Raw genomic sequence first — 26024 nt, forward strand, 5'->3', positions numbered from 1 at the left:
CTCCCATTCATGAGTATGTCTTGTCTGCCGTTCAGGGCAGCCAGACGTTCAGAAATTCGGTAAAACCAAGATAGACAACGCCTGTAATTCCCACTGGGACAAGCGTCAGAACCAGCCAGCGCCGCTCGTCAAACAGCCACAGGCCGATGACAAAAACGGTCAGTGTGGCGGGTAGATACCCGATGGCCATGAATGCCGCAGCATAGGCCACCATCAATACAGCCAGCGCGGCCATTTTGATGAAAACCGCTTTTTCGGGCAGATCCACGCGGGACAGGTCTTGCGATCGCAAGGCACGAATAACCAACGCAAGCGCCAAAATTGCGATGCCAGCGATCATCAGCCAAGGCACGAATGTTGGTCCTGCAGATGTCCCGGCCGACACGGATTTAACCATTGTTGAGCGCCAGGCGGCAAAGGCGCAAAACGCCAAGAGGCCGCAACCGATCCAGATGTCGCCTTTGCGTTCAAGCATTTTGATCCTGTCCTGATATATGATCTTGTATGCTGGTTTGCGGTTTATTGGTTATCTTGTCAATATGATTGTTGATATTCCGGCAGATATTGCCGCATTGGATTTGTTTTTGTGAAGAGGCAAGCAAATTTAATCCATTGTTTATATTGTAATAAATCTCAATTTTATTGTCGGCCGCAAGGAGATCCTTCTTAAATGTCGTGTTGACAACTTGTAATTTATTAGATTTTCTAAATCGAAAGGAGTGCCGGCATCGCTGGCTGTCCGTCCCAGTCGCTTTGGAGAATTGAAATGCACGACCTTATGCACCCGATTGAACTTTTGCGGCCTTCGGTGCTGCGGTTCGGTGAAAATACCCTTGATGGGCTTACAAAATGGGTGGAATCAAAAGGATATTCAAAGATTTTTGTCGTCGCGGATCCGGTAAATGCCAAACGGTTGGGGCTGTTGGGTCTGGGCGATGTGGCCTGTTTTGGGGATGTCGTGCCAGAGCCAGATATTCACAATCTGACAGCTGCGGTAGACGCCTCTGCCGGTTGTGATCTTGTCATTGGCTTTGGGGGCGGCTCTGCGATGGATTTGGCGAAGCTGGTGGCCGTGATGACAGGGCAGTCGCTTGGGCTGAGCGAAATCTCCGGCCCCAATCGGGCCCCTGCGCGCAAAGTTGGGTTGGTGCAGATCCCTACCACGGCTGGCACCGGATCCGAGGTGGGCACGCGTGCGCTTATCACCGATCCACAAACTCAGGCAAAGATTGCAACCGAAAGCCCACATATGTTGGCGGATATGGCGTTGATTGACCCGACGCTGACACTCAGCGTGCCGGGCTTTGTGACGGCGGCGACGGGTGTGGATGCGATGGCGCATTGCGTAGAGGCATTTACGTCTAAACGGGCGCATCCGGTGATCGACGCCTATGCGTTGCAGGGCACGCAGCTGGTCGGAAAATATCTGCGGCGTGCTGTCGAAGATGGCACTGATATTGAGGCCCGCGCCGGCCTGTCGCTGGCGGCGTTTTACGGCGGTGTCTGCCTTGGGCCGGTGAATACCACCGCTGGACACGCCCTGGCCTATCCGTTGGGGACCCGCCACAAGCTGCCACATGGCATCGCCAACGCACTGATTTTTCCGCATGTTTTGGCGGTAAATGCTGCTGCGGTTCCAGAAAAGACATGCGCGGTATGTGCGGCGCTTGGGATCGCCTTTGGGGATGCGCAAACCGTGCGCGCCGGCGCAATTGCATTTTGCGAATCGCTTGGTCTGGACATGCGCCTGCGTGCCCATAACGTGCCCGAAGATGATCTGCGCCAGATGGCCAAAGACGCGCATGCGATCCGGCGCCTGCTGGATTGGAACCCGGTGGATATCTCTGAAGCAGATATTTTGGCGCTATATCAGGCCGCATGGTAGGCGCAAACTGGTCCCGCGCGCTTTCGGCCGGGACCAGTTTTTATTGAGCATTCTCGTGTTATCTGACAGGGATCAGGCAGGAGAATGCCGATGTCGAAGAAAACGTTGAATGTGAAGAACCTTGCCGCCCTTGGTGCAGAGCCTTTGGCCGCCCTGTTGATTGAGGTGACGAAGGGCAATGCAGCGCAACAACGCCGTGTGCGAATGGAGCTTAGCGCACATCAGGGTCCGGAGGAGGTCGCGTTGGACCTGCGCAAACGCTTTGCCGCGATCCGTCAGGCGAAGGGGCGTATTCCGCGTAAGACGCGAAAGACATTTGCAAAAGAGCTTCACGGACATATTGCGTTGATCGCGGATAAAATCAGCGGGCCGGCCCCTGATGAAGGGTTTGACCTGCTATGGTCACTGCTGCAATTGGCCGATGGTATATTTGACCGTATCGACGATCATAATGATATTTTGGCCGATGTTTTTGCTGCTGCGATGCAGGCCTTGCAAGATTTGGCGCCGCGCGCTCAGGTCGATCAAAATGCCTTGGCGGAGGAGGTGTTTGATGCGGTTATGGGTGACGAATATGGCGTGTTTGATGGTGTGGTGGTGGCCCTTTCGGAGGCGTTGGGCGCATCAGGGCTTGAGGCGCTGAAAACCCGTGCCCGCGCCGCAGCTGATGCGCCTGCACCGGATATATCGCGCCTGCGTCGGGTGCCAACCGCAAAAACCAGAGACAGCGCTGCGCAACAGGATATGCGGCGCAGGATGGCGGGTCATGTTTTGCAAACGATTGCGGATCTGCAGGGCGATGTGGATGCCTATATCTCTAGATACAGCGCCGAGCAGCTTACATTCCATACTATTGCACCAGATGTAGCGGCGCGGTTGCTTGCCGCCAATCGTGTGCAGGAGGCGTTGCATATCGTCGAAGCCGCGCAGTATCGGCAGGCAACACGGCGATCGATCCTTGGCACACCCGATCTGGACGCGGCCTATATCGCCTGTCTGACCGCGCTTGGCCGCAAAGAGGATCTAAAAACATTCTTGCTGCAAGATTTTCTAGACAACTTGAATGCAGACAGTTTGCGGCGCTATCTGTCCATGTTGCCTGAGTTTGACGATATCGATGCCGAAGAGCGGGCCAAAGCCCATGCAAGAACGCATCACAAAGCCGAATCCGCCTTGGCTTTTTTTATAAATTGGCCTGACATGCACGCGGCGGCGCAGTTTGTATTGGATCGCGGGCGAGAACTGGATGGCGACGCCTATGAGCTGCTGACACCTGCCGCTGATCTGCTGGAGGGGTCATTTCCTTTGGCCGCAGTGCTTTTGCGCCGGTCTATGGTCCTTGATGCGCTCAATCAGGGGCGCGTGAAACGCTATGGCTATGCGGCCGATCACCTGCGCACCAATGCCCGTCTGGATGCCGAGATTACAGACTATCTTGGCCATGTGGATCATTTTGATTTCATGGAACGCCTGCGGCTTGCGCATAGCCGCAAAACCGGCTTTTGGGCGCGGATTGATGCGGATTAACCGTCCCAACCCATTGCGTGGGAAGCTGCGCGCGCCTGCGACGTCAGCAGGTCAATATATTCGTCGCGCTTGTCTTCGGCATATCTGAAGAGTGGGAAAGACATGGAAATAGCCGCGATCGAGTGGCCCAGATGATCCAGAACAGGCGCTGCCATGCAGCGCACACCGGCCTCGGCCTCTTCGACCTCTTCGGCAAACCCCTGGGTCCGGGCCTTCTGCAGGCAGGCGCGAAAGGCCTCGGCATTGGCAATCGTGCGCGGGGCACAGGGTGTAAAGTCCATTTTCGACATACGTTCGTCGGTTTCGATTTCATCGCGAAAGGCCAGAAGGGCCTTGCCAAGGGATGTGCAGTGGATTGGATTTCGCTGACCAATTGTGCAGTTCATTGATAGGCTAAAGGCAGAACGGCGTTGATGGATATAGACAACACGTTGTTCTACCTCGTCTAAAATGCCTAGATTGATCGATTCCCCTGTTGCGCGTGACAGCACGCCCATGGCCTTATCCGCGGTCTGGATCAGCGCAGATTGATCCTTGATCGCGCGGGCGGCAACCGCAAACAGTTTCAACGTCAGCCCATAATGTTCGGTATCTTCATGTTGTTCCACATAGCCCAGTTCGACCATGGTTTGCAGCAGGCGATGCGTCGTGCTTTTTGACGTCATCGCCCGCTGCGCGATAGAGGCCAGGCTGGCGCTGCGCTCATCTGACAGAGTTTCCAATACCGCGAAAACTTTCAGAACCGAGGCGACGTTTTCGGTTTTCAGCGGTTGGTTGGCCATCAGCTACACCTTCTATTTCGTTTTTTATGGGATTGAATTCTGAAGTTCGCGATTTGGCTTGTCAAGATGTCATAAGCTGGCGCTTGCCCCATGTGGCCACCGCCAATGCTGCCAGTACAATCGGGATAGCGGTCAGCGCGACTGCGGACCATCCCGGTCCGGTTACCAATATGCCAGAGCCAAAGGCGCAGAGCGTCGCGGCCAGCGCCAAGATTGTATCGTTGATCCCCTGAACCGATGCGCGATCTTCAACCGGGACTGCCTGTGCCAATAGCGACGTCGCGCCGATAAAGCCGAAATTCCACCCTACGCCAAGTATGATCAGGCTGGCGTAAAATATGTCCAATTGCATCCCACTGGCGGCGATACTGGCGGCAAGGATCAACAAACACAGCCCAGTGCAAGCGATCCGCAATGCACCAAATTTGCGGATAATGATCCCGGTCAGGAAACTGGGTGCAAACATCGCGACGACATGCCAGCGGATTACATCGCCTGCCTGTGCTTCGGTCAGGCCGCAGCTGAGCATGGCCAATGGGGTAGGGGCCATCAGCAGCACCATAATGCCTTGTGACGCCGCTCCCAAGGTGATGGCGGTGCGCACTTTTGGGCTGCGCAGACTGCTGTGGTCTGTCTTTGCGCGCGCAGGCGCGGTAGGGCGCGGCAAACGCAGCAGGCCCAATGGTAAAATTCCTAAAAGGCTGATCAGACCTATTGCAGCATAGGCACCGGCCAGCGGCAGTGGTGCAAGCGCATCCTTGGTCCAAATAAAGATCTGCGGGCCAATCAGCGCGGCCACCAGACCAGATGTCAACATGATGGAAATCGCCACAGGTTGCCACGACGGTGGCACGGTTTCAGCGGCAGCAAAGCGGAAGTATTGATAACAGGCCAAGGCCGCGCCGAAGCCCATATGCGCGATACACAGTAATACGAAACTGCTGGTATAAAACGCGGCAACGGCCAGTGCTCCGCCAAAGATTGCAAGGCCCGCGCCGCATATAAACCCGACCCTTCGTCCATAGCGCCCCATCAGCAACGAAAACGGCCCTGTAACAAGAAGGCCTGCAAGTGTTTGCACTGACGGGGGAAATGTTGCGAATGCTGGGCTGGGCGCCAACATCAACCCGGCCAAGCCACCCAGAATGATCAACATGGGCATGACGGAGGATAAAAGCGTATTTGCGCATAATAAGCCGATATATGCGCTGCGATGCGTGTCGTCGGACATTGGCAGGCTCCATTATTTGGGTTGATTTGATTGGGTATAGCCGCGAAGAAAGATGTCTCAAATGTCAAATGGGCGTCAAAAATGGACAGTCTGCCGAAGCTCCGTGTGATCGATGTGCTGCTATATGAGGATCTGAACCTGCTGGATGTGGCCGGGGCGGTGCAGGCATTTGATACCGCCTTTTATGACGGGCGCCGGGTGTATCAGCCGCGCTATGTCTCGGTGGATGGGCGCAGTGTCCGCGCGTCAAACGGATTGGTGATGGGGGTGCAAGACCGGCTGCGCAGCGACAGCCCCGCCGATGATCTGCTGGTCCCGGGTGGCGAGGGCGCGGGGCACATGTGCCAACACCCCAAGGTGCTGGATACCCTGCGTGATTGGGTGGCCCGGCCGGGCGATCAGCGGCTGATCTCTATCTGCTCCGGGGCGTTGGTCCTTGCTGCGGCCGGTGTGTTGGACGGGCGCAGGGCCACAACCCACTGGGCACGCGCCGCACAGCTTGCGCAATGGCCCAAAGTTCAGTGGGATCTGGATCGGATTTGCGTGGATGATGGACGGGTGTATACCTCCGCCGGTGTCAGCACGGGAATAGATCTTGCGCTGTCAATTATCCGGGCGGATTGCGGCAAGGCCGTCGCGCTGGACGTCGCACGAGAGCTGGTGGTGCAGCTGCGTCGTTCAGGTGGGCAAAGCCAGTATGCCATGCATTTGGCCGGACAATTTACCGATGATGATCTTTTGACACAGCTGATCGAAGCGATCGTGGCCGATCCAAGGCGGCGCTGGGATCTGCCGATGCTGGCACAGGAGGCTGGGGTGACCGCGCGCACATTATCGCGCAGGTTTCGTCAACATATGGATGTCACGCCGATCCAATTCGTCGAACGGGTCCGCGTGGATCATGCCCGCAGCTTATTGGAAGCGCGCTTGCCGTTGAAGCAGGTGGCGCATAGCAGCGGGTTTGGCGATACGCAGCGGCTGCGCCGAGCGTTTGACCGGCAGTTGAACACAGCTGCCGCAGAGTATGCGCAGATCTTCGGCACAGTGGGTGAATAAAAAAGGGCCAACCCGAAGGCTGGCCCAATCAAATTTGGCGGTGTTACCCGGTCATCCCATCCCAGAAGGTTTTGACTTTCTTAAAGAAAGACGCACCTTGCGGATTGTTTTCGGCTTCTATTTTTTCAAACTCGCGCAGGATTTCCTTCTGACGTGTTGTCAGATTGACAGGTGTCTCGACTGCAAGTTCGATCAGCATATCGCCAACGCTTCCCCCGCGCAGTGCCGGCATGCCTTTGCCGCGCAGACGCATCTGGCGACCAGATTGGCTGCCCTGCGGGATTTTGACGCGGGATCGCCCGCCGTCAATCGTTGGCACCTCGACTTCACCACCCAAAGAGGCGGTGGCCATAGACACAGGCACACGGCAGAACAGGCTCATCGAATCGCGTTGGAACAGCTCATGTTCGCGCACTTCGATGAAGATATACAGATCACCCGAAGGACCGCCGCGCAGTCCGGCTTCGCCTTCGCCCGCCAAACGAATACGGGTGCCGGTTTCGACGCCTGCCGGAATATTAACCGACAAGGTGCGTTCGTTTTCGACCCGCCCCGCGCCACCGCAGGCCCGGCAAGGGTTCTTAACAACCTGACCTTGGCCACCACAGGTTGGGCATGTGCGCTCTACGGTGAAAAAGCCGTTTTGCGCCCGAACTTTACCCATGCCAGAGCAGGTTGGACATGTTTGCGGCTCGGCACCGCCTTCTGCGCCCGTCCCGTGGCACGACTCGCAGCTGGAAGAGCCGGGAACAGTGATAGATTTCTGCGCGCCCTTGAAGGCTTCTTCCAGCGTAACACGCAGGTTGTAGCGCAGATCAGAACCGCGGGTCGCACGCGAACGGCCACCGCCGCCCTGACGCCCACCACCGCCGCCCATGAAATCACCGAACAGATCCTCGAACACATCCGAGAATGCCGATCCGAAATCACCATGGCCGCCGCCATAACCGCCCTGGCCGGGACGTTGGCCACCGCCCATACCACCTTCAAAAGCTGCATGACCATAGCGGTCATAGGCGGCTTTTTTCTCTGGGTCTTTCAGCACTTCATAGGCCGCATTGGCCTCTTTGAACTGGGCTTCGGCATCTGGATTGTCGGAATTCCGATCCGGATGCAGCTCTTTCGCTTTCGTCCGATAGGCCTTCTTGATCTCCTCGGGCGACGCACCTTTCTTAGTGCCAAGCACGTCGTAGAAATCACGTTTTGCCATTCAATTATCCCCTTGAGGGAACAAAGGAAAAAGCGGGCCACAGGGGGCCCGCTTTTCCTAGTTCCGGGCGCTTACTTGCGCTTGTCTTCGCCGAGATCTTCGAAATCGGCATCAACGATGTCTTCATCGACCGAGTTCGGATCATCTTCGGGATCGGCTTTGTCTTCGCCCTGACCCGCTTTTTCCTGCTCGGCCTTATAGATGGCTTCGCCAAGGCGCATTGCTGCGTCGGTCAGGTTGGAGATGCCACCTTTGATCTTGGCTGCATCGTCGGATTTCAACGATTCTTCCAAGGCATTGGCAGCCAGTTCGATCGCCTCGACGGTAGAACCGTCGACCTTATCACCATGATCTTCCAGCGACTTGCGGGTCGAATGCAGCAAACGCTCGCCTTCGTTGGTGGTTTCCACCAGCTCTTTGCGGGCTTTATCGGCGTCGGCATTTGCCTCGGCGTCTTTGACCATTTGCTCAATGTCCTCATCGGACAGACCGCCCGACGCCTGGATCGTGATCTTCTGCTCTTTGCCGGTGCCTTTGTCTTTTGCCGACACGGAGACGATACCGTTGGCATCGATGTCAAAGGTCACTTCGATCTGTGGCATACCGCGCGGTGCGGGCGGAATGTCTTCCAGATTGAACATACCGAGCATTTTATTGTCGGCAGCCATCTCACGCTCACCTTGGAACACGCGAATCGTTACGGCGTTCTGGTGGTCTTCGGCGGTCGAGAACACCTGCGACTTCTTCGTCGGAATTGTGGTGTTGCGGTCGATCAAGCGGGTGAACACGCCGCCCAGCGTTTCAATGCCAAGGCTCAGCGGGGTCACGTCCAGCAGAACAACGTCTTTCACGTCGCCTTGCAAAACACCTGCCTGAATGGCGGCACCAAGGGCCACAACCTCATCAGGGTTCACACCTTTGTGCGGCTCTTTGCCAAAGAATTTCGTCACTTCTTCGACGACGCGCGGCATACGTGTCATACCACCGACCAGAACAACCTCGTCGATTTCCGCTGTGGTCAGGCCCGCGTCTTTCAACGCTTCCTTACAGGGTTTGATCGAGTTCTTGATCAGCTCGCTGACAAGCTGTTCCAGCTTGGAGCGGGTCAATTTCATGACCATGTGCAACGGCGTTCCGTTCGATCCCATCGAGATGAACGGCTGGTTGATTTCGGTTTGGTTGGCCGAAGACAATTCGATTTTGGCTTTTTCAGCGGCTTCTTTCAGACGCTGTAGGGCCATTTTGTCTTTGGTCAGGTCAACGCCGTGTTCTTTTTTGAACTCATCCGCAAGGTAGGTCACGATGCGCATGTCAAAGTCTTCACCGCCAAGGAATGTGTCGCCGTTGGTCGATTTTACTTCGAACAGACCGTCGTCGATTTCCAAGATGGTGATATCGAATGTACCGCCACCAAGGTCATAAACCGCGATGGTTTTGGTTTCTTTCTTGTCCAGACCATAGGCCAGTGCGGCTGCGGTCGGCTCGTTGATGATGCGCAACACTTCCAGACCGGCAATTTTGCCTGCATCTTTGGTGGCCTGACGCTGAGCATCGTTAAAATAGGCTGGAACCGTGATAACGGCCTGGGTGACTTCTTCGCCCAGATAGGATTCAGCGGTTTCTTTCATCTTTTGCAAAGTGACGGCGGAAACCTGCGCGGGGGAGTATTTGTCGCCGCGCACTTCAACCCATGCGTCGCCATTGCCACCATCGACGATGGAGTAGGGAACAAGGTTTTTATCCTTTTCCACTTCGGCATCAGTCGTGCGGCGACCGATCAGACGCTTCACTGCGAAAATCGTGTTGGTCGGGTTGGTAACGGCCTGGCGTTTTGCCGGCTGACCTACCAGACGCTCGTCATCCGTGTAGGCGACGATGGACGGCGTGGTGCGCGCCCCTTCAGAGTTCTCGATGACCTTAGGCTGCGCCCCGTCCATGATGGCGACGCAGGAGTTGGTGGTCCCGAGGTCAATCCCGATGACTTTACCCATATCAGTACCTCTTCTTTGGCGATGGTCGGGGTCGGGTCCGCAACTTTGGCCCCCGTCCCCCATCCCGTTGGGTGGTAGTTAAAACAATGTTTGGCACGGGACGGACCCGCAACCGGTTCGGAAGGGTATATAAGGAGCGAGTTTTGGCGCTGCAAGAACCCGGACCAGTAAGAAAGGACAAGAAAATGATGGATTCTTCCGATCTGCCGAAAAACAGGCATTTGGCGGTAACGATTCGCGGCTTTGAGCACTATTCGGGCTGGCTGACGGCGGGGGAACAATACGCGATGGTCGCGGATTTGCGCAAAATTGTGGCGCAGGCTCCGTTGATGTCGCCGGTCACCGCGTCGGGAAAGCCGATGTCCGTGCGGATGACATCGGCCGGATCGTTGGGGTGGGTCAGCGATCGCTCGGGCTATCGCTACAGCCCGCGGCACCCGTCGGGCATGGGCTGGCCGGCGATTCCACGCAGCATTTTGGCGGTGTGGGAGGCGGTCGCGCCCGGCGCTCGGGCACCTGAAAGCTGCCTGGTGAATTTCTATGGACCTGAGGCAAAAATGGGCATGCATCAGGACCGAGACGAGACGGATTTCACTCAACCGGTCGTGTCGATCTCGTTGGGGGATGACGGACGGTTTCGTATTGGAAATGCCACGCGCGGGGGCGCAACCGAAACGCTGTGGTTGCGTTCAGGGGATGTGATGGTGATGGGTGGGGCAGCGCGGCTGTATTATCATGGCGTGGACCGGATTGCGCCTGATACGTCCCTGCTGTTGCCCAAAGGCGGGCGCATTAATATCACCTTGCGCGTGGTGACATGATCGTTGGGTTACAGCGCGTTTTTGGGCATAGGGTTCAGCCCCTTGTTATAGGCGGTCCAATCCGTGATGCCGGGATAATGCTGTTTGCGCCAGGCACGCACACGCGGGTTCATCCGGCGGCGCCACAGCGGCGGGATCATCGCCAGCGTGGTCATTGCCGGATAGCCAAGGGGCAGTTGCGGTGCCTCTTGCGAGCTGTAGGTTTGTAGCAGCGGAAAGCGGCGATCAGGTTTATAATGATGGTCTGAATGGCGTTGTAGATTGATCAGCAACCAGTTTGATGCCGTTTGATCGCTGTTCCAGCTGTGATGGGGTTTGACATGCTCATATCGGCCATTGCCCATGTATTCGCGCGTCAGCCCGTAATGCTCAACATAGTTCGTCAGCTCTAGTTGCCAGATCGCAACAAAGGCTTGGGCTGCGAAGATCATAACGCCCAACCAGCCGCCGATAATCGCCGCCAGAGCAACCGCCACCAATTGCAGCGCGCCATAGCGCCAGAACGGGTTGCTTTGGTGAAAGGCTGGGCGGCCAGCGCGGGCCAGCTTGCGCCGCTCTGCCCTCCAGGCCGAGGTCAAACCATCGCGCAAAACGCGGAAAAAGAACCGGTGGAAGCCTTCGTTATATCGTGCCGATACGGCATCGCGCGGGGTGGCAACCCAAAGATGATGCACCAAAAGATGCTCGGTGCGGAAATGCCCATACATCACAGAGGCCAGCAAAAGATCCCCAAGCCAGCGTTCCACCAACGGCTTTTGGTGCAGCAGCTCGTGGGCGTAGACCATGCCGATCGTGCCGGAAATCACCCCGACCCCAAAAACAAGGCCGGCGATTTCCCATCCGCTTAGATGGTCCGTGCGTGTTACCCAATAGATCGTGCCATAGATCACACAGGCCTGTAACGGGAACCAGATTAGGGTCACGGCCCGGTACCAAAACAAACTACTATCGGGGGTTTGTGGGTCGGGCTGTTGCAAATTTCGGCCCAGGATTTTGTCCAAAAACGTGATCAGCCACCACGCGTAAAAAGGCAGCAAAATCAATGTCCAGCCGCCATAGACTGCTTCAATCGCGGCAAGGGGCAACGTAAGCACAGAGAGCCAAAACGGCAGGGCGCGGACGGGGCTGATATTCGTGGCTGGGGCGGACATGGGCGGCTCTTTCATACGGGTTATGCCACCATAGCCCAAGCGGCGTGCAGTGCAATCGGTGCGCAAATCAGGTGTCGTTGGTCAATTCGCAGATGCCCGGCTGTGCGCCGTCCCAGACCTTGCGCATCACTGTGGGCAAAGAGGCAGGGTTGAACTGTGCCGCAGGTGTCAGTGCAGGTTCTGTAGGGATCTGCGCAACCATCACCGTTAAAATCAGGTGAAAATGGGTGAATGTGTGCCGCACTTCGCCGCTAACCGTCCAATCGGCAGTCCGGGGCGGCACCGGGTCAGGGTCTGCCCCCCAATCCGAGCCGGGAAACCCCAGTGTGCCGCCCAAAAGACCTTTGTCGGGGCGGCGTTCCAGCAAAATTGCGCCATCCGATGCGCGCCCGACATAGGCAAAGCCATGGCGTGTCGGCTTGGGTTGTTTCGGTGTTTTTTTCGGCAACTCGGCCGCGATTCCTTGGGCAAATCCCGCACAATCAGGGCGCAGCGGGCAAATGCCGCAGGCCGGGTTGCGCGGGGTGCAAATCGTCGCGCCCAAATCCATCATTGCCTGTGCATAATCGCCGGGCCGTTCGCGCGGCGTGACTGTGGCGGCCAGTTGCGCAATGCGGGGCCGCGATCCGGGCAACGGATCAGTCAGCGCGAACAGGCGCGAAATCACCCGCTCCACATTGCCATCAACCACTGTGGCGGGTTCGTCAAAAGCAATGGATGCGACTGCCGCCGCAGTATAGGGGCCGATTCCCGGCAATGTCAGTAGCTTGGCCGCCGTGTTGGGAAAGTGCCCAGTATACTGATCCGCGACAACCCGCGCACATTTCAGCAAATTACGTGCCCGCGCGTAATAACCAAGCCCGGCCCACGCGGCCATAACATCCCCATCATCGGCGGCGGCCAGATCAGAAACTGTAGGCCAAGCCTGTGTAAAGGTCCGAAAATAACTGCGCACAGCGGCAACGGTGGTTTGCTGCAACATTACTTCGGACAGCCACACCCGATAGGGATCAGGACGCACACCCGCCGCGCGGTCGGCAGGCGAAACCCGCCAGGGCAAAATCCGCGCATGGTGGTCGTACCAGTGCAAAATATCGGCGCTTATCGCAGTGTCGTCACGCAATATTTATGACCTCCATCTTGCTTTAAGGCTCCATATTCGTGGAACTGCTGGTATTGCGACGGTGAATGCCTAAGTTAGTGCCTAGCATTTGGAAAGACAGTATGGCCGCGAAAACGGGTAAAAAAGCCACATTCAAACCGGGTCCGTCAAAGCGACGGATGCGCGGTTTTGAACCGGCCTCTGGGCTGCTGAAGGACCGTATCCGCAATGTCGGAGAGGCCCGTGGTTTCGCCGTGTCGCGCCTGTTGACCCATTGGGCCGAGGTCGTGGGGCCAGAGATTGCAGCACAAACCCGCCCGGTCAAAATCGGCTATGCCAAAGGTGGGTTCGGGGCGACCTTGACCGTGCTGACACTGGGCGCATCTGGCCCGATGATGCAGATGCAGATCCCAAAGATGCGCGATAAGGTCAACGCCTGCTATGGCTATAATGCGATCTCACGCATCGTGTTAACCCAAACCGCGCCCACAGGGTTCGCCGATGGCCAGGCCGAATTTCTTACGCCACCCAAAGTAGCCCAAGCGCCATCACCCGAAATTCAGGCGCAAGCGCAAAAAACAGCAGAGCAGATCGGGGACCCCGGTTTGAAAGCTGCGTTGGAAATGCTTGCACAAAATGTTCTTACCAAGTCCGCGAAACGGGCTGAGCAGAAGAAAGGTTAAGTTATGAACCGTCGTTCCTTCCTCCTTGGGGTGTCAGGGGCTGCCATTGTAGCCGTAACCGGTGGCTGGATTGCCTCCCGTCAAAGCGGTGTCGAAACGGGGTTTGTAACTCCTGCAGCAGCGCAAGATGCAGGGGTTGAACCGCTACCCGATATCATTCAGGGTGATGAAAATGCCCCGGTCACATTGATCGAATACGCCTCTTACACCTGTCCGCATTGCGCCAACTGGCACAAGACGATCTATCCGACGCTGAAGTCAGAGTATATCGACACCGGCAAAGTCAAATTCATCCACCGCGAAGTTTATTTCGATAAATTTGGTCTGTGGGCAGGCATGATCGCGCAATGTGGCGGTGACATGAAATATTACGCCGTAGGCGGCATGATCTATGATGAACAGAAATCATGGATTGGTGACGGGCAGCAGGCAACCATTGCCGAAAATCTGCGGAAGCTGGGCCGCAAGGCCGGGTTCTCGGATGAACAACTGGAAACCTGCCTGAATGATCAGGAACGCGCCAAACGTATGGTTGCGACCTTCCAGAAAAACGCCAGTGCGGATGAGGTGGACTCGACTCCGACCTTGGTCATCGACGGTAAGAAATATTCCAACATGCCGTGGGATGAGCTGAAAGCCGTTCTGGATGAGCAATTGGCCGGCTAGTGCCAAGGCCCGCGGGCTGTGTCGCAGATCAGCAATGGCCGGGTGCATCGTCGCCCGGCCGTTTTTTTTGGTGCCTGGGTGTTACATGTTAAGTGCGCTTAACGCGGCCCCCAATGCTGCATAGTCAAGGATCTGTAACCGCACCGGCAGCGTCACGACATTGGGCCGGAAATCAGCGGGCATGCGCGCAGCATCTTTTTCGGTTGTGACAAGCTGGGCGCCAAGCAGAGTTGCCTCTGATTGCAACCGTTTCAGCAAGGCAGGGGTGAAAGGTTGGTGATCTTCCAGGGCTTCGGCACGCAAAATATCTGCGCCTAGACCTTTGAGTGTGATGAAAAATTTCTCCGGATGTCCGATGCCTGCAAAGGCCAAAACGGGTAGGCCAGCCCAATCCATCCCGGTGGGTAACGGTGCCAGCGCGCCTTGCATATGTGGCACGGTGATCTGATCGGACCATATCGCCGCAAAGCTGTCTTGCGCAGGCGGCGGCCCGATGGACAGCAGCAGATCGGCACGCGAAAGGCCCGCAGGCACAGGTTCGCGCAGCGGTCCGGCGGGCATGCATCGACCATTGCCAAAGCCCTTCACCGCATCGACGACGATAATTGTCAGATCCTTGTGCAGTGCGGGGTTTTGGTGCCCGTCATCCAGAACAATCACATCCGCGCCCGCCTGATGTGCGGCAATGGCCCCCTCAGCACGGTTTTTGGCGACCCATGTTGGCGTGAAGGCCGAAATCAGCAATGGTTCATCGCCGACCTCATCGGCGCTATGATGGCGTTCATTGACCTGCACCGGGCCAATCAGGCTGCCACCATGACCACGGCTGACCACATGGGGCCTGTGACCCCGACCGATCAGTTGTTGTACCACGGCGATGACAGTCGGTGTTTTTCCCGTGCCGCCTGCGTTGATATTGCCAATACAGATCACTGGAATCGGAAGATGATGCCCTGGCGTTGCGATCCGGCGCGCGGTAGCCTGTGCCGTTAATTTCGCCAGCGGTGTCAGCAGCCTTGCGGCCATTGCGGGGCGTGACGGGGGGGTAAACCAGAACTGTGGGGGGCGCATCAGCGGACCTTTTCATCATTGGACAGGGCGGCCATGATCGTAGACGTTGCCAGCTCTGTCGCGCCCGCCCCTTCAGAACAGACGGCCCAGGCATTATGGGCCAAAAGCGCAGATTTTTGCGGCGAAATCAAATCAGCAACGGCATCACCCAATGTGTCTTGTAAGACGATACGGCGGGTCGCATGCGCCTTGTCCAGCCTGCGATAGTCTTCTGTAAACGGTGCGGCGGTGGGCCCGTGCAAAATCGCAGAGCCCAGTCCCGCCGGCTCTAACGGGGAGCGGGAATAGGGCGTGGGCGCACTTAGGGTTCCGCCCATATAGGTGATTGGTGCCAAGCGATACCACAGGCCAAATTCATCGGGGTCATCGGCGATGAAGATCTGTGTCTCTTCCTCTGGCTCACCTTCCAATGTGCGCCGGCTGACACGCCATCCTTTGGAGGACAGACGCTTTTGCAATGCCGCGCCTGACATCTCATCCGCCGGGGCAAGCATCAGCAACAGCCTGTGGGCATGGCGCAGCGCATGGGTATGCGCGTTCAGAACAGCGTCTACCTCGGCGTCGGGCACTGCGGCGGCAAGCCAGATCTGGCGGTTGCGCAAATTGGCCGACATTGCTGCGCGTTCACGTTCAGAACATTTCAGCGGATTGGCGGAATCACAGATCGCACCGCTACTGCCAATACGATTGGGCGCAGCCCCCATTTGCACCAATTTCCGTGCGTCCGAATCACTGCGTGCAAGGATCCGATGCATCCGCCGAAGCAGCGATTTTGAATGTGGCGGCCGGGTGCCCTGCGCGACGGCGGCATCAATCAATACAAGTGGGATATGTTGCGCAGAGGCCTGGGTGATCAGGGCGGGCGGAAGATCCATTCCGATCAGCAAGATCAAATCAGGCTGCCACGCCGCCAGAACGGATTTTGTCTGCGCTGCTGTCGCGTCAGGATGGGCGCATAACGTGGCCCCATCGGGCAGTGGAAAGCTGGGCGGAAGGCCCGTCGCAAGGGTCAATATGATGGAAATATCGGGTTCGTGATCCAGCAAACGGTCGATCAGCAACCGTGCGACATCGGGATCAGACTGTGTGGACACACGCAACCACAGCCTGCGACCCGAGGTCACAGGCTGGATCGGCGGCTGATCCCCCGACCGGGGTTGCAGCGCCGAAAGTTTAAGATGCAACCAAAGTGGTAGCGGCATCGTTAGGCGCGATCAGCCGCCCAACTCTTCGGTGGCGGCGACTTCAAGCTCTTCGTCGCGCAGACGGTGCAAATGGGCGATGAAATAACGCATATGAGCATTGTCGACTGTCCGCTGGGCTTCGGATTTCCACGCATTATAGGCGGTTTCGTAATTCGGGAAGATACCGACAATGTGAATGTCTTCGACATCCTTGAAAACGGTTTTCTGTGGGTCGACAAGTTCGCCACCGAAGACCAGATGTAAACGTTGTGGAGTGGTTTTTGACATTAGATGGACCTCTGGAAATGACGCTGTCATAAGAGTAGGGGAAGCGGGCCGGGTTCTCAAGGTAATGAGGTGTTCAGCTCTGCGTGTGTATCGCTTTTCAACCCCTCAGCTTGAAGTTACGTAAATATCCATGAAAAAATCTTTGACCGAGATCTATGACGCCCGCGTGGCGGATGGCACGTTGAATGCGGACGCGGCGCAGCGCGCGGTATTGCCGATGCTGGAACGTGTGCGCCAGGCCTTGGAGGCCCCAATCGAGCGCAAAAGCGGGCTGAAGGCCCTGTTTGGCCGCAAGGCGACGCCTGCCGCAATACAGGGGCTATATCTGTGGGGCGGGGTCGGGCGTGGCAAGTCCATGTTGATGGATTTGTTTTGTGATGCGGTGGATGTGCCCAAGCGCCGGGTTCATTTTCACGGGTTCATGCAAGAGGTTCAGTCCAAGATTGAGGTCGCCCGCCGGGCAAAGGCCGAAGATGCAATCCGCCCTGTTGCAATAGAGATCGCATCCCAGCTGCGTTTGCTGTGCTTTGATGAAATGCAGATCACCGATATTGCCGATGCGATGATCGTCGGGCGCTTGTTTGAGCTGTTGTTTGAACAGGGCGTGACAGTGGTTACGACGTCGAACCGGGTGCCAAACGATCTGTATAAAGATGGGCTAAACCGGCAATTGTTCCTGCCCTTTATTACCCTGTTGCAAGAGCGTTTGCAGGTGCATGAAATTCAGTCGGAAACGGATTATCGGTTGAACCGTCTGTCCGGGCAGCAGGTCTATTTTACGCCTGCAGGCCGGGAAGGGCGGGCGCATATGGACGCGCTGTGGCATGCGCTGGGCGGCAGTGATGACAGCGAAAAGCTTGTACTTACGGTGAAAGGGCGCGATGTTGTGATCCCGCAATTTCACAATGGCGTCGGGCGCGCCGGGTTTTGGGACCTATGCGGCGCGATGCTTGGGCCGGGGGATTATCTGGAAATCGCACAGGCGGTACGCGTGCTTATGCTGGATGATATCCCGCAGCTGTCTGTGTCGAATTTCAACGAAGCTAAGCGTTTTGTGACATTGATTGACGCGCTTTATGAGGCGCATGTACGGTTTATTTGCTCTGCTGTGGCGATCCCGGAACATTTGTATAATGAAGGCCGTGGCAGCTTTGAATTTGAACGCACGGCATCGCGTTTGCGTGAAATGCAATCGGAAAGCTGGGCTAAATCCGAAGGATAGACCGCGATGGACTGGCTGGAGCGGCAAGTGTCAAAGGCAGCGCGGGAGGCCGAGGCAGGCGCGGCACTTCACGTGGCGTTGCAGCAAACAGCCGGTTTTGCGCAGTGGCAGGTACTTGATGTTCTAAAGCCGGGACCACGCCGAGTGGCGCGGATTGGACTGGGCGGTGATGTCGTTATTGCCAAACTGTACCGCGATGAGACATTGGCGCAGATGGCGGCGCAGGAATTGCGCCGCGCCCATAGCGATTTAAGCGGGCCGACCTACCGTGTTCCGGCGCTGTTAGAGCATGCTCATGGGCTTTTGGTGATGGAATGCGCGCCTGGGCAACCGGTACGTGATGCGTTGGCACATGCCAACTCGGCCCAAACCAGCGCGATACTGCGGGCGGTGGGGCATTGGCTCAGCGCTTATGCTGCGCCGCAGGTGCAGGTGGGGCGGTTTGCGCCGGGGTATTGGATGGATATCGCGCACGGCTATATGAACCCTGATATGCCCACGGATCACCGGCGTCAGGCGCAAGATGTCCTTGCCCGGATGAACGGATTGCGCGCAGGGTTACAGGATTTTCCGGTACGGCGCGGTATTACCCATGGCGATTTTGCCGATCACAATCTGTTCGCAACAACGGATGGGCAGATTTGGGGCGTGGACTTGGAACGCAATACGCAAGGGCCGCTTGCCTTGGATATTGCGCATTATCTGGCATCCCGCGCGGGGCGGTTTATCGCGCGCGACGGGAGTTTTTATGGCACGCCAGCGCCCGAGGCATTCGCCTTGCGCGCCAGCCAAGTGATTCCAGAGGAGGAATGGGCCGCGTTGGTCCCGTTTTGCTTGGGGCTGTGCTATGTGAAACATCTGTCGAGGGCGGGTGAACCGCAGCCGCGCCGCCTGATGGCCGCGCGACACTGGTGTGATCAGCTAGGTTAAAGCGCGTCGATTTGCGTCAGGATTTCGCGCACGCGTGGGATGACCTTTTGGCCATAAAGTTCCACGTTGCGCAGCAACGCCGAGGCTTTTTGCGGGCCGGAGCTGTATTTCAGCTGGAACCGGCTAAGGCCAAGCACCGAGACGGTTGACGCAATTTTTTGCGCCACGGTTTCCGGGCTGCCGACATAAAGTGACCCGTTTTCGATCTCATGCAGGTAATCTTGGCGGCGAAGGGGCGGCCACCCCCGCGACGCACCGATCGCGGCATGCATTTTCTGATAGCCTTCAAAATAGGTCTCGCGGGCCTCTTCATCGGTGGCCGCGACAAAGCCGGGGCTGTGCACCCCAATGGGTTGCGAAGGAGTGCCGACCTGATCGTGGGCGCGCTTATAGAGATCCACCAATGGCGCGAAGCGGGCGGGGTTGCCACCGATGATGGCCATCAACAACGGCAGGTCATTGACGGCAGCCGAAATAACCGACTCGGGCGAGCCGCCGACGCCGCGCCATGTGCGGATCGGGGTTTGCGCGCGCGGATGCACGGTGACATTGTGTAAGGGCGCGCGGTGCTGCCCGTCAAAGCTGACCTGCTCATCCCGGATCAGCCGCAAGAACAGATCGTATTTTTCATCAAACAGGGTCTCGTAATCATGCAGATCCAGCCCGAACAGCGGGAAGCTTTCGGTGAAAGATCCACGCCCTAGCGTCACTTCGGCGCGTTGCGGGGCGATGGCATCCATCGTGGCAAACCGTTGATAAAGGCGGATCGGATCGTCTGATGACAACACCGTCACAGAGGTGCCGACCTTGATCCGCTGTGTTTGCGTCAAGATCGCGGTCATGATCGGTTCTGGCGCAGAGATCGCAAAATCGGGGCGGTGATGTTCTCCGAGCCCGATATAATCAACACCCGTTTGATCGGCCAAAATACCTTCGGTGACGGTATTGCGGATCACCTGCGCAGCCGACAGCCGCGCGCCTGTATCATCGGTGCTGATATCGCCGAATGTATCCAGCCCAAGTTCGAGTGCCATTTGGGCCTCCTATCCGTGAAAACTTGACCGTAAGATAGGCGGCAACAGGTCGAGGGCCTATCGCAGCCATTGCACAGACCCTGTTCGACAATGATCGGGCTTAGCCGTTTTCGCGCAAAATCGTACCGGCCAGATAGAGCGATCCGCAGATTAAAACCCGGGCCTGCGGGTCTTGTGCGGTGATCTGCGCCAATGCGGCTGCAACGCTATCGGCCTGTTCTACATTGGCAAAGCCCGCCTCGTGCGCGGCCTGAGCGGTGCTTTGTGCAGGTAAGGTGTTGGGTTCATCCGGGATGGCGACGGCATGCAGACTGCGCGCATGTTGGGCCAGTGGGCGCATATAGCCGGTGACATCTTTGGTATTTAGCATGCCGCAAATCAAATGGGTTGGGCGTGCAGGCTGAAGGCCCAACGTGGCAGCGATGGCCACGCCCGCTGCGGGATTATGCCCGCCGTCCAGCCAGATTTCCGCCTGCGGTGCGGCGCTGACCAGCGGCCCGGTTTTCAGCCGCTGCATCCGTGCGGGCCAGGTGGCGCGGGTCACCGCGGCCTCCATAATATCTTCGCCATGTCCAAGGTATCGCAGCGCGGTGATCGCAGCCCCGGCATTCATGATCTGATGCGGGCCGGGCAGGGCGGGACGGGGTAAATCCAGAAGCCCGCGCTCATCTTGATAAATCAGCCGGTCATTTTCTTCCCAAACCTGCCATTGCTGACCATAGGCCAGAACAGGTGCGCCCATCCGGGCGGCGTGGGCCTCGATCACCTCCAGGGCCGAATCTTGCTGTGGCCCGACGATTACAGGGATGCCGCGTTTGATAATTCCGGCTTTCTCGCCCGCAATCGCTTCCAGCGTGTCACCCAAGAATTGCTGGTGGTCCAAATCTACAGGCGTGATGATCGACAGCTGTGGCGTGATCACATTGGTGGCGTCCAAACGGCCGCCCAGGCCGACTTCTAGTAAAGTATGATCGGCGGGGCTGCGCGAAAATGCCAAAAACGCGGCGGCGGTTGTGATCTCAAAGAATGTGATCGGCTCGCCTGCGTTCTTCTCGGCGCATTCATCCAGCAGCGCGGACAGATCTGGTTCGGAAATAAGGGTTCCGGCCAGACGAATACGTTCGTGAAATCGGGCCAGATGCGGCGAAGTGTAGGCATGCACACGTTCCCCCGCAGCCTCCAGTCCGGCGCGGATCATTGCCTGCGTCGAGCCTTTGCCATTCGTACCCGCAATATGGATCACGGGCGCAATGGTCTGTTCGGGATGGTCCAGCGCGCTTAACAGCCGTTCTAGCCGATCCAAGGTCAGATCAATAACCTTTGGATGCAGTTGCATCAGCCGTGTCAAAATAACATCGGAGGTCTGGGACATGGTCAGCGCCTCATGTGGCGGGCGGATAACGGTTAGGGGTGAACACCGGGGCCACCCCCAATATAGATCAGGCCGGTTTAGTGTCGACCGCCGGGGATGCAGCTTCGCCTTCTGGGGTGGCTTCAATCGCAAGGTTTTGCTCTGGCGCAGGCAGATCGCCCATCACCGCAGGCGGCAGCCCCATCATCATGCGCAAAATTGTAATCAGCTCATCGCGCAGCTTTGTACGATGGGTCACGCGATCCAACATGCCGTGATCCAACAGATATTCGGCGCGTTGGAAACCTTCGGGCAGCTTTTCACGGATTGTCTGTTCAATCACGCGCGGCCCGGCAAAACAGATCAACGCATTGGGTTCGGCAATATGCACATCGCCCAACATCGCATAAGAGGCGGTGACGCCACCTGTGGTCGGATGGGTTAAGACAACGATATAGGGCAGGTTGGCTTCACGCAGCATTTCCACCGCAACCGTGGTGCGCGGCATCTGCATCAAGGACAAGATACCTTCCTGCATGCGTGCCCCACCGGCGGCAGAAAACAGCACCAGCGGGCGTTTCAGCGCCACGGCCCGCTCGGCTGCGGCAATGATCGCATTGCCCACGAACATGCCCATAGACCCGCCCATGAATGAGAAATCTTGCGCCGCAGCAACAATCGGGGTGCGACCGATCTCGCCTTCCGCGACAAGCATCGCTTCCTTCTCACCGGTCTTGCGCTGCGCGCCTTTCATCCGGTCGGGATATTTTTTCTGGTCTTTGAAATGCAGCGGATCATGGATCGGCTCTGGCACGGTGACTTCGGTGAAAATCCCCGCATCAAACAGCGCGTTGAACCGTTCACGCGGCGTGATCGCCATGTGATGTTCGCAATTGGTGCAGACATTTTGGTTGTCGCTCAGTTCCCGATGGAACAACATTGAGCCGCATTCAGGGCATTTGGTCCACAGGTTCTCGGGGACTTCCCGACGAGAGAACAGCGAATTGATTTTCGGTCGGACGTAGTTCGAAATCCAGTTCATATGCCAGTGGCCCCTTTGCACCTTTGGTCCCTGAGATACGCGCGCTGCCAAGGAAATGCAATCAGGCCCGGCACAGGTTATGGGGCTTCTTTTCACCGGCTGCGCGAAAAAGCATCTGCCTACAGGGGGGATGACCCCTGCGCGTGGCGTGGTGACAGACTTTACAATTGCCGATGGAGGGCCGAAGACAACCTGCATCATAAGGGGCATGTTATGTTTGAAACGTCGTTAGAGCTGGCGCTCATGCTGATCGGGGCCGCATTCGCGGCCGGCTTTGTGGATGCGATAGCAGGCGGCGGCGGGCTGATTACGGTGCCGATCTTGATGCTGGCAGGGGCGTCCCCGCTGGAGGCGCTGTCAACCAATAAGGTGCAAGCGGTCTTTGGCGCGGCCACCTCGGCATATTCCTATACGAAATCCGGAATGGTGGAGTTTCGTAAGCAAATCGGCCCTGCGTTATTGGCCGGTGTGGCGGGGCTTGCGGGTGCGTTATTGGTGTCGGTGATCCCAACCGAAGGTCTGCGTTGGGTCTTGCCGGTTGTGTTGATTGCGATCGCGGCGTTTTTCGCTTTTCGGCGCGGGTTGAATGATGATGACCGGGTGCAGCGGATCTCGCCTGCGATGTTCACAGCTTTCGTGGTGCCGCTTGTCGGGTTTTACGATGGCTTGTTGGGGCCGGGGGCGGGCAGTTTCTATATGATTGGCTTTGTCACGCTAGGTGGCTATGGCGTGCTAAAGGCCACTGCACATACGAAACTGTTAAATTTCGCGTCTAATTTTGGCGGGCTGATTGCATTTGCGGCGGTTGGCGCGCCGTGGTGGGTGTTAGGCTTGGCTATGGGTATGGCTCAGATTGCGGGCGCGCGTTTGGGGTCAAAATTGGCAATGCGTATTGGATCACGGCTGATTAAGCCGTTGTTGGTGGCAACCTCGGGCCTTTTGGCGTTGAAACTGATCTGGGATCTGATCTGAGGGTCAGGCAGTGCGCAGTGGAGGCGCTGATAGGCGCTGACCGCGCGGGCCGGGGCTCAATGCCGCGGCTTGCGCGATCTTGGCCGTGAGTTGGCGTCAGGCAAACCCATCTGCGCAGCGCATTTCTCCAAATACTTTGCCGCGCCAATTGGTCTGGGCGGATGGGATCAGGCTTTCAACAACTGGATCGGCCGGATCAATCACCTTGCAGCGTAACAACAATGCGCAAATGGCAGCCTCTGATGCGCGGGTGGCGCCGTCGGTGATTTTTAACGCGATCCCTTTGCGTTGTTGCGGTAAAATTGCGACATAAACTGCCTCTGCTCCGGTTTTTACCGCTGCTTGTCCTTTGGCCGCGCGCATCAGTCGGGTGCAGGCGCGCGGGGCTGCGGCCACCAGCTCTGGATGGGCCATCATCGCCTGGGTCAGCCGCTCTGCCGCAGCATCCCTGCGCGAGCCACCCGACCGCGCCGAGGCAAATCGCTGCATCGCTTGCGCCAGTCCGCCGATTGAGCAGGCAAAATTTGGCGCAGAACAGCCATCAATACCCCAATGCGGCGCGGTCTGTCCGACCATGTCTTCAAAGGCGGCCCGGCACGCTTGCTGGACCGGATGATCCAGCGCGACATAGTCGCTGTCGCCTTTCAAATGCTGGTTAAGCGTTAAAAATCCCGCATGTTTGCCAGAACAATTATTGTGAAACTGGTTTGGGTGATCTTGCCCACATTGGCAGCGTGCCTTTGCAGCGCTGTCCCATGGCATATGCACCCCACAACGGAAATCTGCCTCCGATAGGCCCAGACCCGCTATCCAGTCTTGCACTGCATCTGTATGTATCGCCCCGCCGGAATGGCTGGCACAGGCCAACGCCAGTTGTACCTGCCCCAAGCCCGCGACGTCTGCGGCACCGCTTTCAATCAGGGGCAGGGCTTGCAACATCTTGCATGAGGAGCGCGGGTAGATGACCGCGTCCGGGTCGCCCCATGCCGCCTCAATTCCGCCGGGGCCCCAAATCACCGCGTGGCCATGATGCACGGATTCCAACATTCCACCGCGCCACAGTTCGATCATCGGTATTGCAGTCGACATGCCTTTTCCCTTCCTTCTCGCGCCAGGGCGCCGGAAAACCCAACACAATTAGGCGGAAATTTGCCGTGGGGGCTTTCGCATTGGGCCACAAATGCGTTATCATCCTCCTATCGAGTTGAATTCACGTCCGCCATCGTAAAAAACGGCAAAAGCCAATCAGGCGGGACAGAGGCACAAGGCAGCTGGAGGCTGTAATCATGATCAAATACCTTCTGCGCGGAGCCGCGATCCTGACTGCGTCGACCATGGCAGTGACCATGCCGGCGTTTGCACAGGAAACCACCAATCGCGTCGCGGCAGAGACCGATTGGAGCGTTTTCGTTGAGACATCTCCGCAGGAATGCTGGGGCGTTGCAGCGCCGAAAAATACGGTCAATTCCAAAGATGGCAAACCGGTACAGGTGCGTCGCGGCGATATCTTATTGTTTGTGACCTATCGTCCGGGCAACCAAGGCGAGATTTCGTTTATGGGGGGCTATCCTTTCGCACCCGATTCCACGGTTGGGATGAACGTCGGCGGCACGGAATTCACCTTGTTCACTGATGGGGAGGGCGCTTGGGCCGGTTCCCCTTCCGAAGACAGCAAAATCGTCGCCGCACTAAAGGCCGGGGCTGACGTGACGCTGACCGGGCGGTCTGCACGTGGAACGCAGACACAGGACACATTCTCATTGATGGGCTTTACCGCCGCGATGGAAGAAGCGCAAAAGCGCTGCCAATAAGCACTAGTATTTTGGCAGTTTGCGCTGCCACAAGCGATTGCTGGATCAGGCATTTGACGCGTCCCAATGGGGCGCGTTTTGTATTTGCGCCCGGCGTAATTCTTTGCGCGCGATGCCCGGTTTTAAAATTGGCAGAGCCGGTTGCATCGCGTCTGGGGCCTTTTGGGCAAGTTTGGGAAAACGCAGTAGCACCATCGGGCCCAGCAGCAGGCTTTCCACTTCGACCCCATTGGCCATAAAGCTGGCGTGACGTGGCAGTAGGAACGAATAAAACCGTGTGGGCTGTGGCAGCGGGCGCGGCATGACCTTTGGACCCTACATGGCGGTGAATTGCGGCAATATCGCGCTGGCTGAAGTGGCGCGCCGCCACAAGGGCGCGTTCAAACCCGGGCAAGTCGGTGAGCAAGACCACCCGATGTTGCAGCGTTGTGGTCAAATGGTGGGTCATGCCCGGGACGCTGCCCGGCGGCAGAGTCATCGCCAAGCCATGTCGCGGCAAGATCTCTTGTTTGCGCCAAAGCACCGGCAGAAAGCCATATTGGGATGTCGCAATATGCATGCCTGGTGCGATATGTTCTACGGGCACCCGTCCGGCGCAGGTCAATACCATCGTGCCCTGTGCCAGACACAGTGGTCCGTTGGTCAATAAATTATAGCCGATCTCATCAATATCGACGATCAGGGCGATCATCCCGGTAGCAAAGGGTTCCCCATCGGGATAAAGGAAAAACACGTCACCCGCGCCATCTTGCACCACAACCAGATCCACCGGAAAACCGGTCGGAAGCGTCACCCCCAAGATGCTGATGCCGGGCTGCGCGGTGCCAGACCCGATTGTCACATAATCTGTGCCGCCGACATCCACTGGTTCCCCTAATGGTAGCTGCGTTTCTGTGATCAGCTGATTGGTCAGCGGCGTCCCGAAATTGCCCAATATGATCGTCTGAGCTGAGCTGAGCAAATGCGGCGCTAGCAATGCGCCCTGATATGGTGTGACGGTCACTAAGGCCATAA

Annotated in this window: 25 protein-coding genes; 10 read left to right on the forward strand and 15 right to left on the reverse strand. The window is 57.4% G+C overall.

Annotated elements, in window-relative coordinates; translation table 11 throughout:
• Positions 1–31: 31 nt before the first annotated feature.
• The gene (locus BFP70_RS06235; protein WP_066010509.1) at positions 32–475 is read right to left on the reverse strand and encodes a tripartite tricarboxylate transporter TctB family protein; all 444 of its coding nucleotides are present in this window, start codon (positions 473–475) and stop codon (positions 32–34) included.
• A 291-nt stretch (positions 476–766) separates the two neighbouring features.
• Between BFP70_RS06235 and BFP70_RS06240 the strand changes: the two genes are divergently transcribed.
• Together BFP70_RS06240 and BFP70_RS06245 are read left to right on the forward strand one after the other, a co-directional pair.
• Complete coding sequence (locus tag BFP70_RS06240) at positions 767–1885, forward strand: iron-containing alcohol dehydrogenase (protein WP_066010510.1); 1119 nt, start codon at positions 767–769, stop codon at positions 1883–1885.
• Between the two features lie 90 nt (positions 1886–1975).
• Positions 1976–3412, forward strand: coding sequence for a DUF6880 family protein (locus BFP70_RS06245; RefSeq protein ID WP_066010511.1), 1437 nt, complete (start codon positions 1976–1978; stop codon positions 3410–3412).
• Here BFP70_RS06245 and BFP70_RS06250 read toward each other — a convergent pair.
• Positions 3409–4194: an IclR family transcriptional regulator C-terminal domain-containing protein gene (locus BFP70_RS06250; RefSeq protein ID WP_066010512.1), complete on the reverse strand. Its 786-nt coding sequence runs from the start codon at positions 4192–4194 to the stop codon at positions 3409–3411. The genes BFP70_RS06245 and BFP70_RS06250 overlap by 4 nt on opposite strands.
• 61 nt (positions 4195–4255) lie before the next feature.
• A complete protein-coding gene (locus BFP70_RS06255) occupies positions 4256–5425 on the reverse strand; it encodes an MFS transporter (protein ID WP_066010513.1) in 1170 nt (389 codons plus the stop codon).
• A gap of 81 nt (positions 5426–5506) precedes the next feature.
• Between BFP70_RS06255 and BFP70_RS06260 the strand changes: the two genes are divergently transcribed.
• Positions 5507–6481, forward strand: a complete 975-nt coding sequence (locus tag BFP70_RS06260) for a GlxA family transcriptional regulator (RefSeq protein WP_066010514.1) — start codon at positions 5507–5509, stop codon at positions 6479–6481.
• Between the two features lie 43 nt (positions 6482–6524).
• Here BFP70_RS06260 and dnaJ read toward each other — a convergent pair whose 3' ends face one another.
• Together dnaJ and dnaK are read right to left on the reverse strand one after the other, a co-directional pair.
• Positions 6525–7691, reverse strand: a complete 1167-nt coding sequence (gene dnaJ, locus BFP70_RS06265; protein WP_066010515.1) for a molecular chaperone DnaJ — start codon at positions 7689–7691, stop codon at positions 6525–6527.
• 71 nt (positions 7692–7762) lie between these two features.
• Positions 7763–9682: a molecular chaperone DnaK gene (gene dnaK / locus BFP70_RS06270; protein ID WP_066010516.1), complete on the reverse strand. Its 1920-nt coding sequence runs from the start codon at positions 9680–9682 to the stop codon at positions 7763–7765.
• A 185-nt stretch (positions 9683–9867) separates the two neighbouring features.
• Here dnaK and BFP70_RS06275 point away from each other — a divergent pair, with 185 nt between their 5' ends.
• Entirely contained in the window at positions 9868–10503 is a 636-nt protein-coding gene (locus tag BFP70_RS06275) for an alpha-ketoglutarate-dependent dioxygenase AlkB (protein WP_066010517.1), read from the forward strand.
• 8 nt (positions 10504–10511) lie between these two features.
• Here BFP70_RS06275 and BFP70_RS06280 read toward each other — a convergent pair whose 3' ends face one another.
• Together BFP70_RS06280 and mutY are read right to left on the reverse strand one after the other, a co-directional pair.
• A complete protein-coding gene (locus tag BFP70_RS06280) occupies positions 10512–11654 on the reverse strand; it encodes an alkane 1-monooxygenase (protein ID WP_066010518.1) in 1143 nt (380 codons plus the stop codon).
• Positions 11655–11721: 67 nt separating this feature from the next.
• A complete protein-coding gene (gene mutY, locus BFP70_RS06285; protein ID WP_066010519.1) occupies positions 11722–12777 on the reverse strand; it encodes an A/G-specific adenine glycosylase in 1056 nt (351 codons plus the stop codon).
• Positions 12778–12878: 101 nt separating this feature from the next.
• Between mutY and BFP70_RS06290 the strand changes: the two genes are divergently transcribed.
• Positions 12879–13439, forward strand: a complete 561-nt coding sequence (locus tag BFP70_RS06290) for a DUF721 domain-containing protein (protein ID WP_255356623.1) — start codon at positions 12879–12881, stop codon at positions 13437–13439.
• 3 nt (positions 13440–13442) lie between these two features.
• Complete coding sequence (locus tag BFP70_RS06295) at positions 13443–14105, forward strand: DsbA family protein (RefSeq protein WP_066010520.1); 663 nt, start codon at positions 13443–13445, stop codon at positions 14103–14105.
• Between the two features lie 81 nt (positions 14106–14186).
• Here BFP70_RS06295 and lpxK read toward each other — a convergent pair whose 3' ends face one another.
• From lpxK to BFP70_RS06310, 3 genes are read right to left on the reverse strand one after another with little or no spacing between them, the layout of a single operon-like run.
• Complete coding sequence (gene lpxK, locus BFP70_RS06300) at positions 14187–15176, reverse strand: tetraacyldisaccharide 4'-kinase (protein WP_066010521.1); 990 nt, start codon at positions 15174–15176, stop codon at positions 14187–14189.
• A complete protein-coding gene (locus BFP70_RS06305) occupies positions 15176–16378 on the reverse strand; it encodes a 3-deoxy-D-manno-octulosonic acid transferase (protein ID WP_066010522.1) in 1203 nt (400 codons plus the stop codon). Before BFP70_RS06305 ends, lpxK begins: the two co-directional genes overlap by 1 nt.
• Positions 16379–16390: 12 nt before the next feature.
• On the reverse strand, positions 16391–16648 hold the full coding sequence (locus BFP70_RS06310; RefSeq protein WP_066010523.1) for a DUF4170 domain-containing protein: 258 nt from the start codon (positions 16646–16648) through the stop codon (positions 16391–16393).
• A gap of 130 nt (positions 16649–16778) precedes the next feature.
• Between BFP70_RS06310 and zapE the strand changes: the two genes are divergently transcribed.
• Both zapE and BFP70_RS06320 read left to right on the forward strand, forming a co-directional pair.
• The gene (zapE, locus tag BFP70_RS06315) at positions 16779–17870 is read left to right on the forward strand and encodes a cell division protein ZapE (RefSeq protein ID WP_066010524.1); all 1092 of its coding nucleotides are present in this window, start codon (positions 16779–16781) and stop codon (positions 17868–17870) included.
• 6 nt (positions 17871–17876) lie between these two features.
• On the forward strand, positions 17877–18800 hold the full coding sequence (locus BFP70_RS06320; RefSeq protein WP_066010525.1) for a phosphotransferase: 924 nt from the start codon (positions 17877–17879) through the stop codon (positions 18798–18800).
• Here the strand turns inward: BFP70_RS06320 and BFP70_RS06325 are convergent.
• The 3 genes from BFP70_RS06325 to accD form a co-directional block, all read right to left on the reverse strand.
• A complete protein-coding gene (locus tag BFP70_RS06325) occupies positions 18797–19834 on the reverse strand; it encodes an LLM class flavin-dependent oxidoreductase (protein ID WP_066010526.1) in 1038 nt (345 codons plus the stop codon). The two genes, BFP70_RS06320 and BFP70_RS06325, sit on opposite strands and share 4 nt — an antisense overlap.
• Positions 19835–19934: 100 nt before the next feature.
• Positions 19935–21206: a folylpolyglutamate synthase/dihydrofolate synthase family protein gene (locus tag BFP70_RS06330; protein WP_066010527.1), complete on the reverse strand. Its 1272-nt coding sequence runs from the start codon at positions 21204–21206 to the stop codon at positions 19935–19937.
• A gap of 67 nt (positions 21207–21273) precedes the next feature.
• Positions 21274–22227: an acetyl-CoA carboxylase, carboxyltransferase subunit beta gene (gene accD / locus BFP70_RS06335; protein WP_066010528.1), complete on the reverse strand. Its 954-nt coding sequence runs from the start codon at positions 22225–22227 to the stop codon at positions 21274–21276.
• A gap of 213 nt (positions 22228–22440) precedes the next feature.
• Between accD and BFP70_RS06340 the strand changes: the two genes are divergently transcribed.
• Entirely contained in the window at positions 22441–23199 is a 759-nt protein-coding gene (locus BFP70_RS06340) for a TSUP family transporter (protein WP_066010529.1), read from the forward strand.
• A 96-nt stretch (positions 23200–23295) separates the two neighbouring features.
• Here BFP70_RS06340 and BFP70_RS06345 read toward each other — a convergent pair whose 3' ends face one another.
• On the reverse strand, positions 23296–24288 hold the full coding sequence (locus BFP70_RS06345; protein ID WP_066010530.1) for an asparaginase: 993 nt from the start codon (positions 24286–24288) through the stop codon (positions 23296–23298).
• A 197-nt stretch (positions 24289–24485) separates the two neighbouring features.
• Between BFP70_RS06345 and BFP70_RS06350 the strand changes: the two genes are divergently transcribed.
• Complete coding sequence (locus BFP70_RS06350; protein WP_066010531.1) at positions 24486–25010, forward strand: invasion associated locus B family protein; 525 nt, start codon at positions 24486–24488, stop codon at positions 25008–25010.
• Here the strand turns inward: BFP70_RS06350 and BFP70_RS06355 are convergent.
• Positions 24970–26022, reverse strand: coding sequence for a Hint domain-containing protein (locus tag BFP70_RS06355; RefSeq protein WP_066010532.1), 1053 nt, complete (start codon positions 26020–26022; stop codon positions 24970–24972). The two genes, BFP70_RS06350 and BFP70_RS06355, sit on opposite strands and share 41 nt — an antisense overlap.
• Positions 26023–26024 lie beyond the last annotated feature (2 nt).

Origin of the sequence: Thioclava sp. SK-1 (assembly GCF_001705665.1) — a bacterium.
In the GTDB taxonomy this organism is placed as follows: Bacteria; Pseudomonadota; Alphaproteobacteria; order Rhodobacterales; family Rhodobacteraceae; genus Thioclava.

Coding starts and splice junctions, on each gene's coding strand:
- lpxK (WP_066010521.1), bottom strand. CDS start 15,176: ATGCGCCCCCCACAGTTCTGGTTTACCCCCCCGTCACGCCCCGCAATG.
- BFP70_RS06245 (WP_066010511.1), top strand. CDS start 1,976: ATGTCGAAGAAAACGTTGAATGTGAAGAACCTTGCCGCCCTTGGTGCA.
- BFP70_RS06305 (WP_066010522.1), bottom strand. CDS start 16,378: ATGCCGCTACCACTTTGGTTGCATCTTAAACTTTCGGCGCTGCAACCC.
- dnaJ (WP_066010515.1), bottom strand. CDS start 7,691: ATGGCAAAACGTGATTTCTACGACGTGCTTGGCACTAAGAAAGGTGCG.
- dnaK (WP_066010516.1), bottom strand. CDS start 9,682: ATGGGTAAAGTCATCGGGATTGACCTCGGGACCACCAACTCCTGCGTC.
- BFP70_RS06290 (WP_255356623.1), top strand. CDS start 12,879: ATGGCCGCGAAAACGGGTAAAAAAGCCACATTCAAACCGGGTCCGTCA.
- BFP70_RS06325 (WP_066010526.1), bottom strand. CDS start 19,834: ATGGCACTCGAACTTGGGCTGGATACATTCGGCGATATCAGCACCGAT.
- zapE (WP_066010524.1), top strand. CDS start 16,779: ATGAAAAAATCTTTGACCGAGATCTATGACGCCCGCGTGGCGGATGGC.
- BFP70_RS06355 (WP_066010532.1), bottom strand. CDS start 26,022: ATGGCCTTAGTGACCGTCACACCATATCAGGGCGCATTGCTAGCGCCG.
- BFP70_RS06310 (WP_066010523.1), bottom strand. CDS start 16,648: ATGTCAAAAACCACTCCACAACGTTTACATCTGGTCTTCGGTGGCGAA.
- BFP70_RS06255 (WP_066010513.1), bottom strand. CDS start 5,425: ATGTCCGACGACACGCATCGCAGCGCATATATCGGCTTATTATGCGCA.
- BFP70_RS06280 (WP_066010518.1), bottom strand. CDS start 11,654: ATGTCCGCCCCAGCCACGAATATCAGCCCCGTCCGCGCCCTGCCGTTT.
- BFP70_RS06275 (WP_066010517.1), top strand. CDS start 9,868: ATGATGGATTCTTCCGATCTGCCGAAAAACAGGCATTTGGCGGTAACG.
- BFP70_RS06235 (WP_066010509.1), bottom strand. CDS start 475: ATGCTTGAACGCAAAGGCGACATCTGGATCGGTTGCGGCCTCTTGGCG.
- BFP70_RS06350 (WP_066010531.1), top strand. CDS start 24,486: ATGATCAAATACCTTCTGCGCGGAGCCGCGATCCTGACTGCGTCGACC.
- BFP70_RS06320 (WP_066010525.1), top strand. CDS start 17,877: ATGGACTGGCTGGAGCGGCAAGTGTCAAAGGCAGCGCGGGAGGCCGAG.
- BFP70_RS06340 (WP_066010529.1), top strand. CDS start 22,441: ATGTTTGAAACGTCGTTAGAGCTGGCGCTCATGCTGATCGGGGCCGCA.
- BFP70_RS06295 (WP_066010520.1), top strand. CDS start 13,443: ATGAACCGTCGTTCCTTCCTCCTTGGGGTGTCAGGGGCTGCCATTGTA.
- BFP70_RS06240 (WP_066010510.1), top strand. CDS start 767: ATGCACGACCTTATGCACCCGATTGAACTTTTGCGGCCTTCGGTGCTG.
- BFP70_RS06260 (WP_066010514.1), top strand. CDS start 5,507: ATGGACAGTCTGCCGAAGCTCCGTGTGATCGATGTGCTGCTATATGAG.
- accD (WP_066010528.1), bottom strand. CDS start 22,227: ATGAACTGGATTTCGAACTACGTCCGACCGAAAATCAATTCGCTGTTC.
- BFP70_RS06345 (WP_066010530.1), bottom strand. CDS start 24,288: ATGTCGACTGCAATACCGATGATCGAACTGTGGCGCGGTGGAATGTTG.
- BFP70_RS06330 (WP_066010527.1), bottom strand. CDS start 21,206: ATGTCCCAGACCTCCGATGTTATTTTGACACGGCTGATGCAACTGCAT.
- BFP70_RS06250 (WP_066010512.1), bottom strand. CDS start 4,194: ATGGCCAACCAACCGCTGAAAACCGAAAACGTCGCCTCGGTTCTGAAA.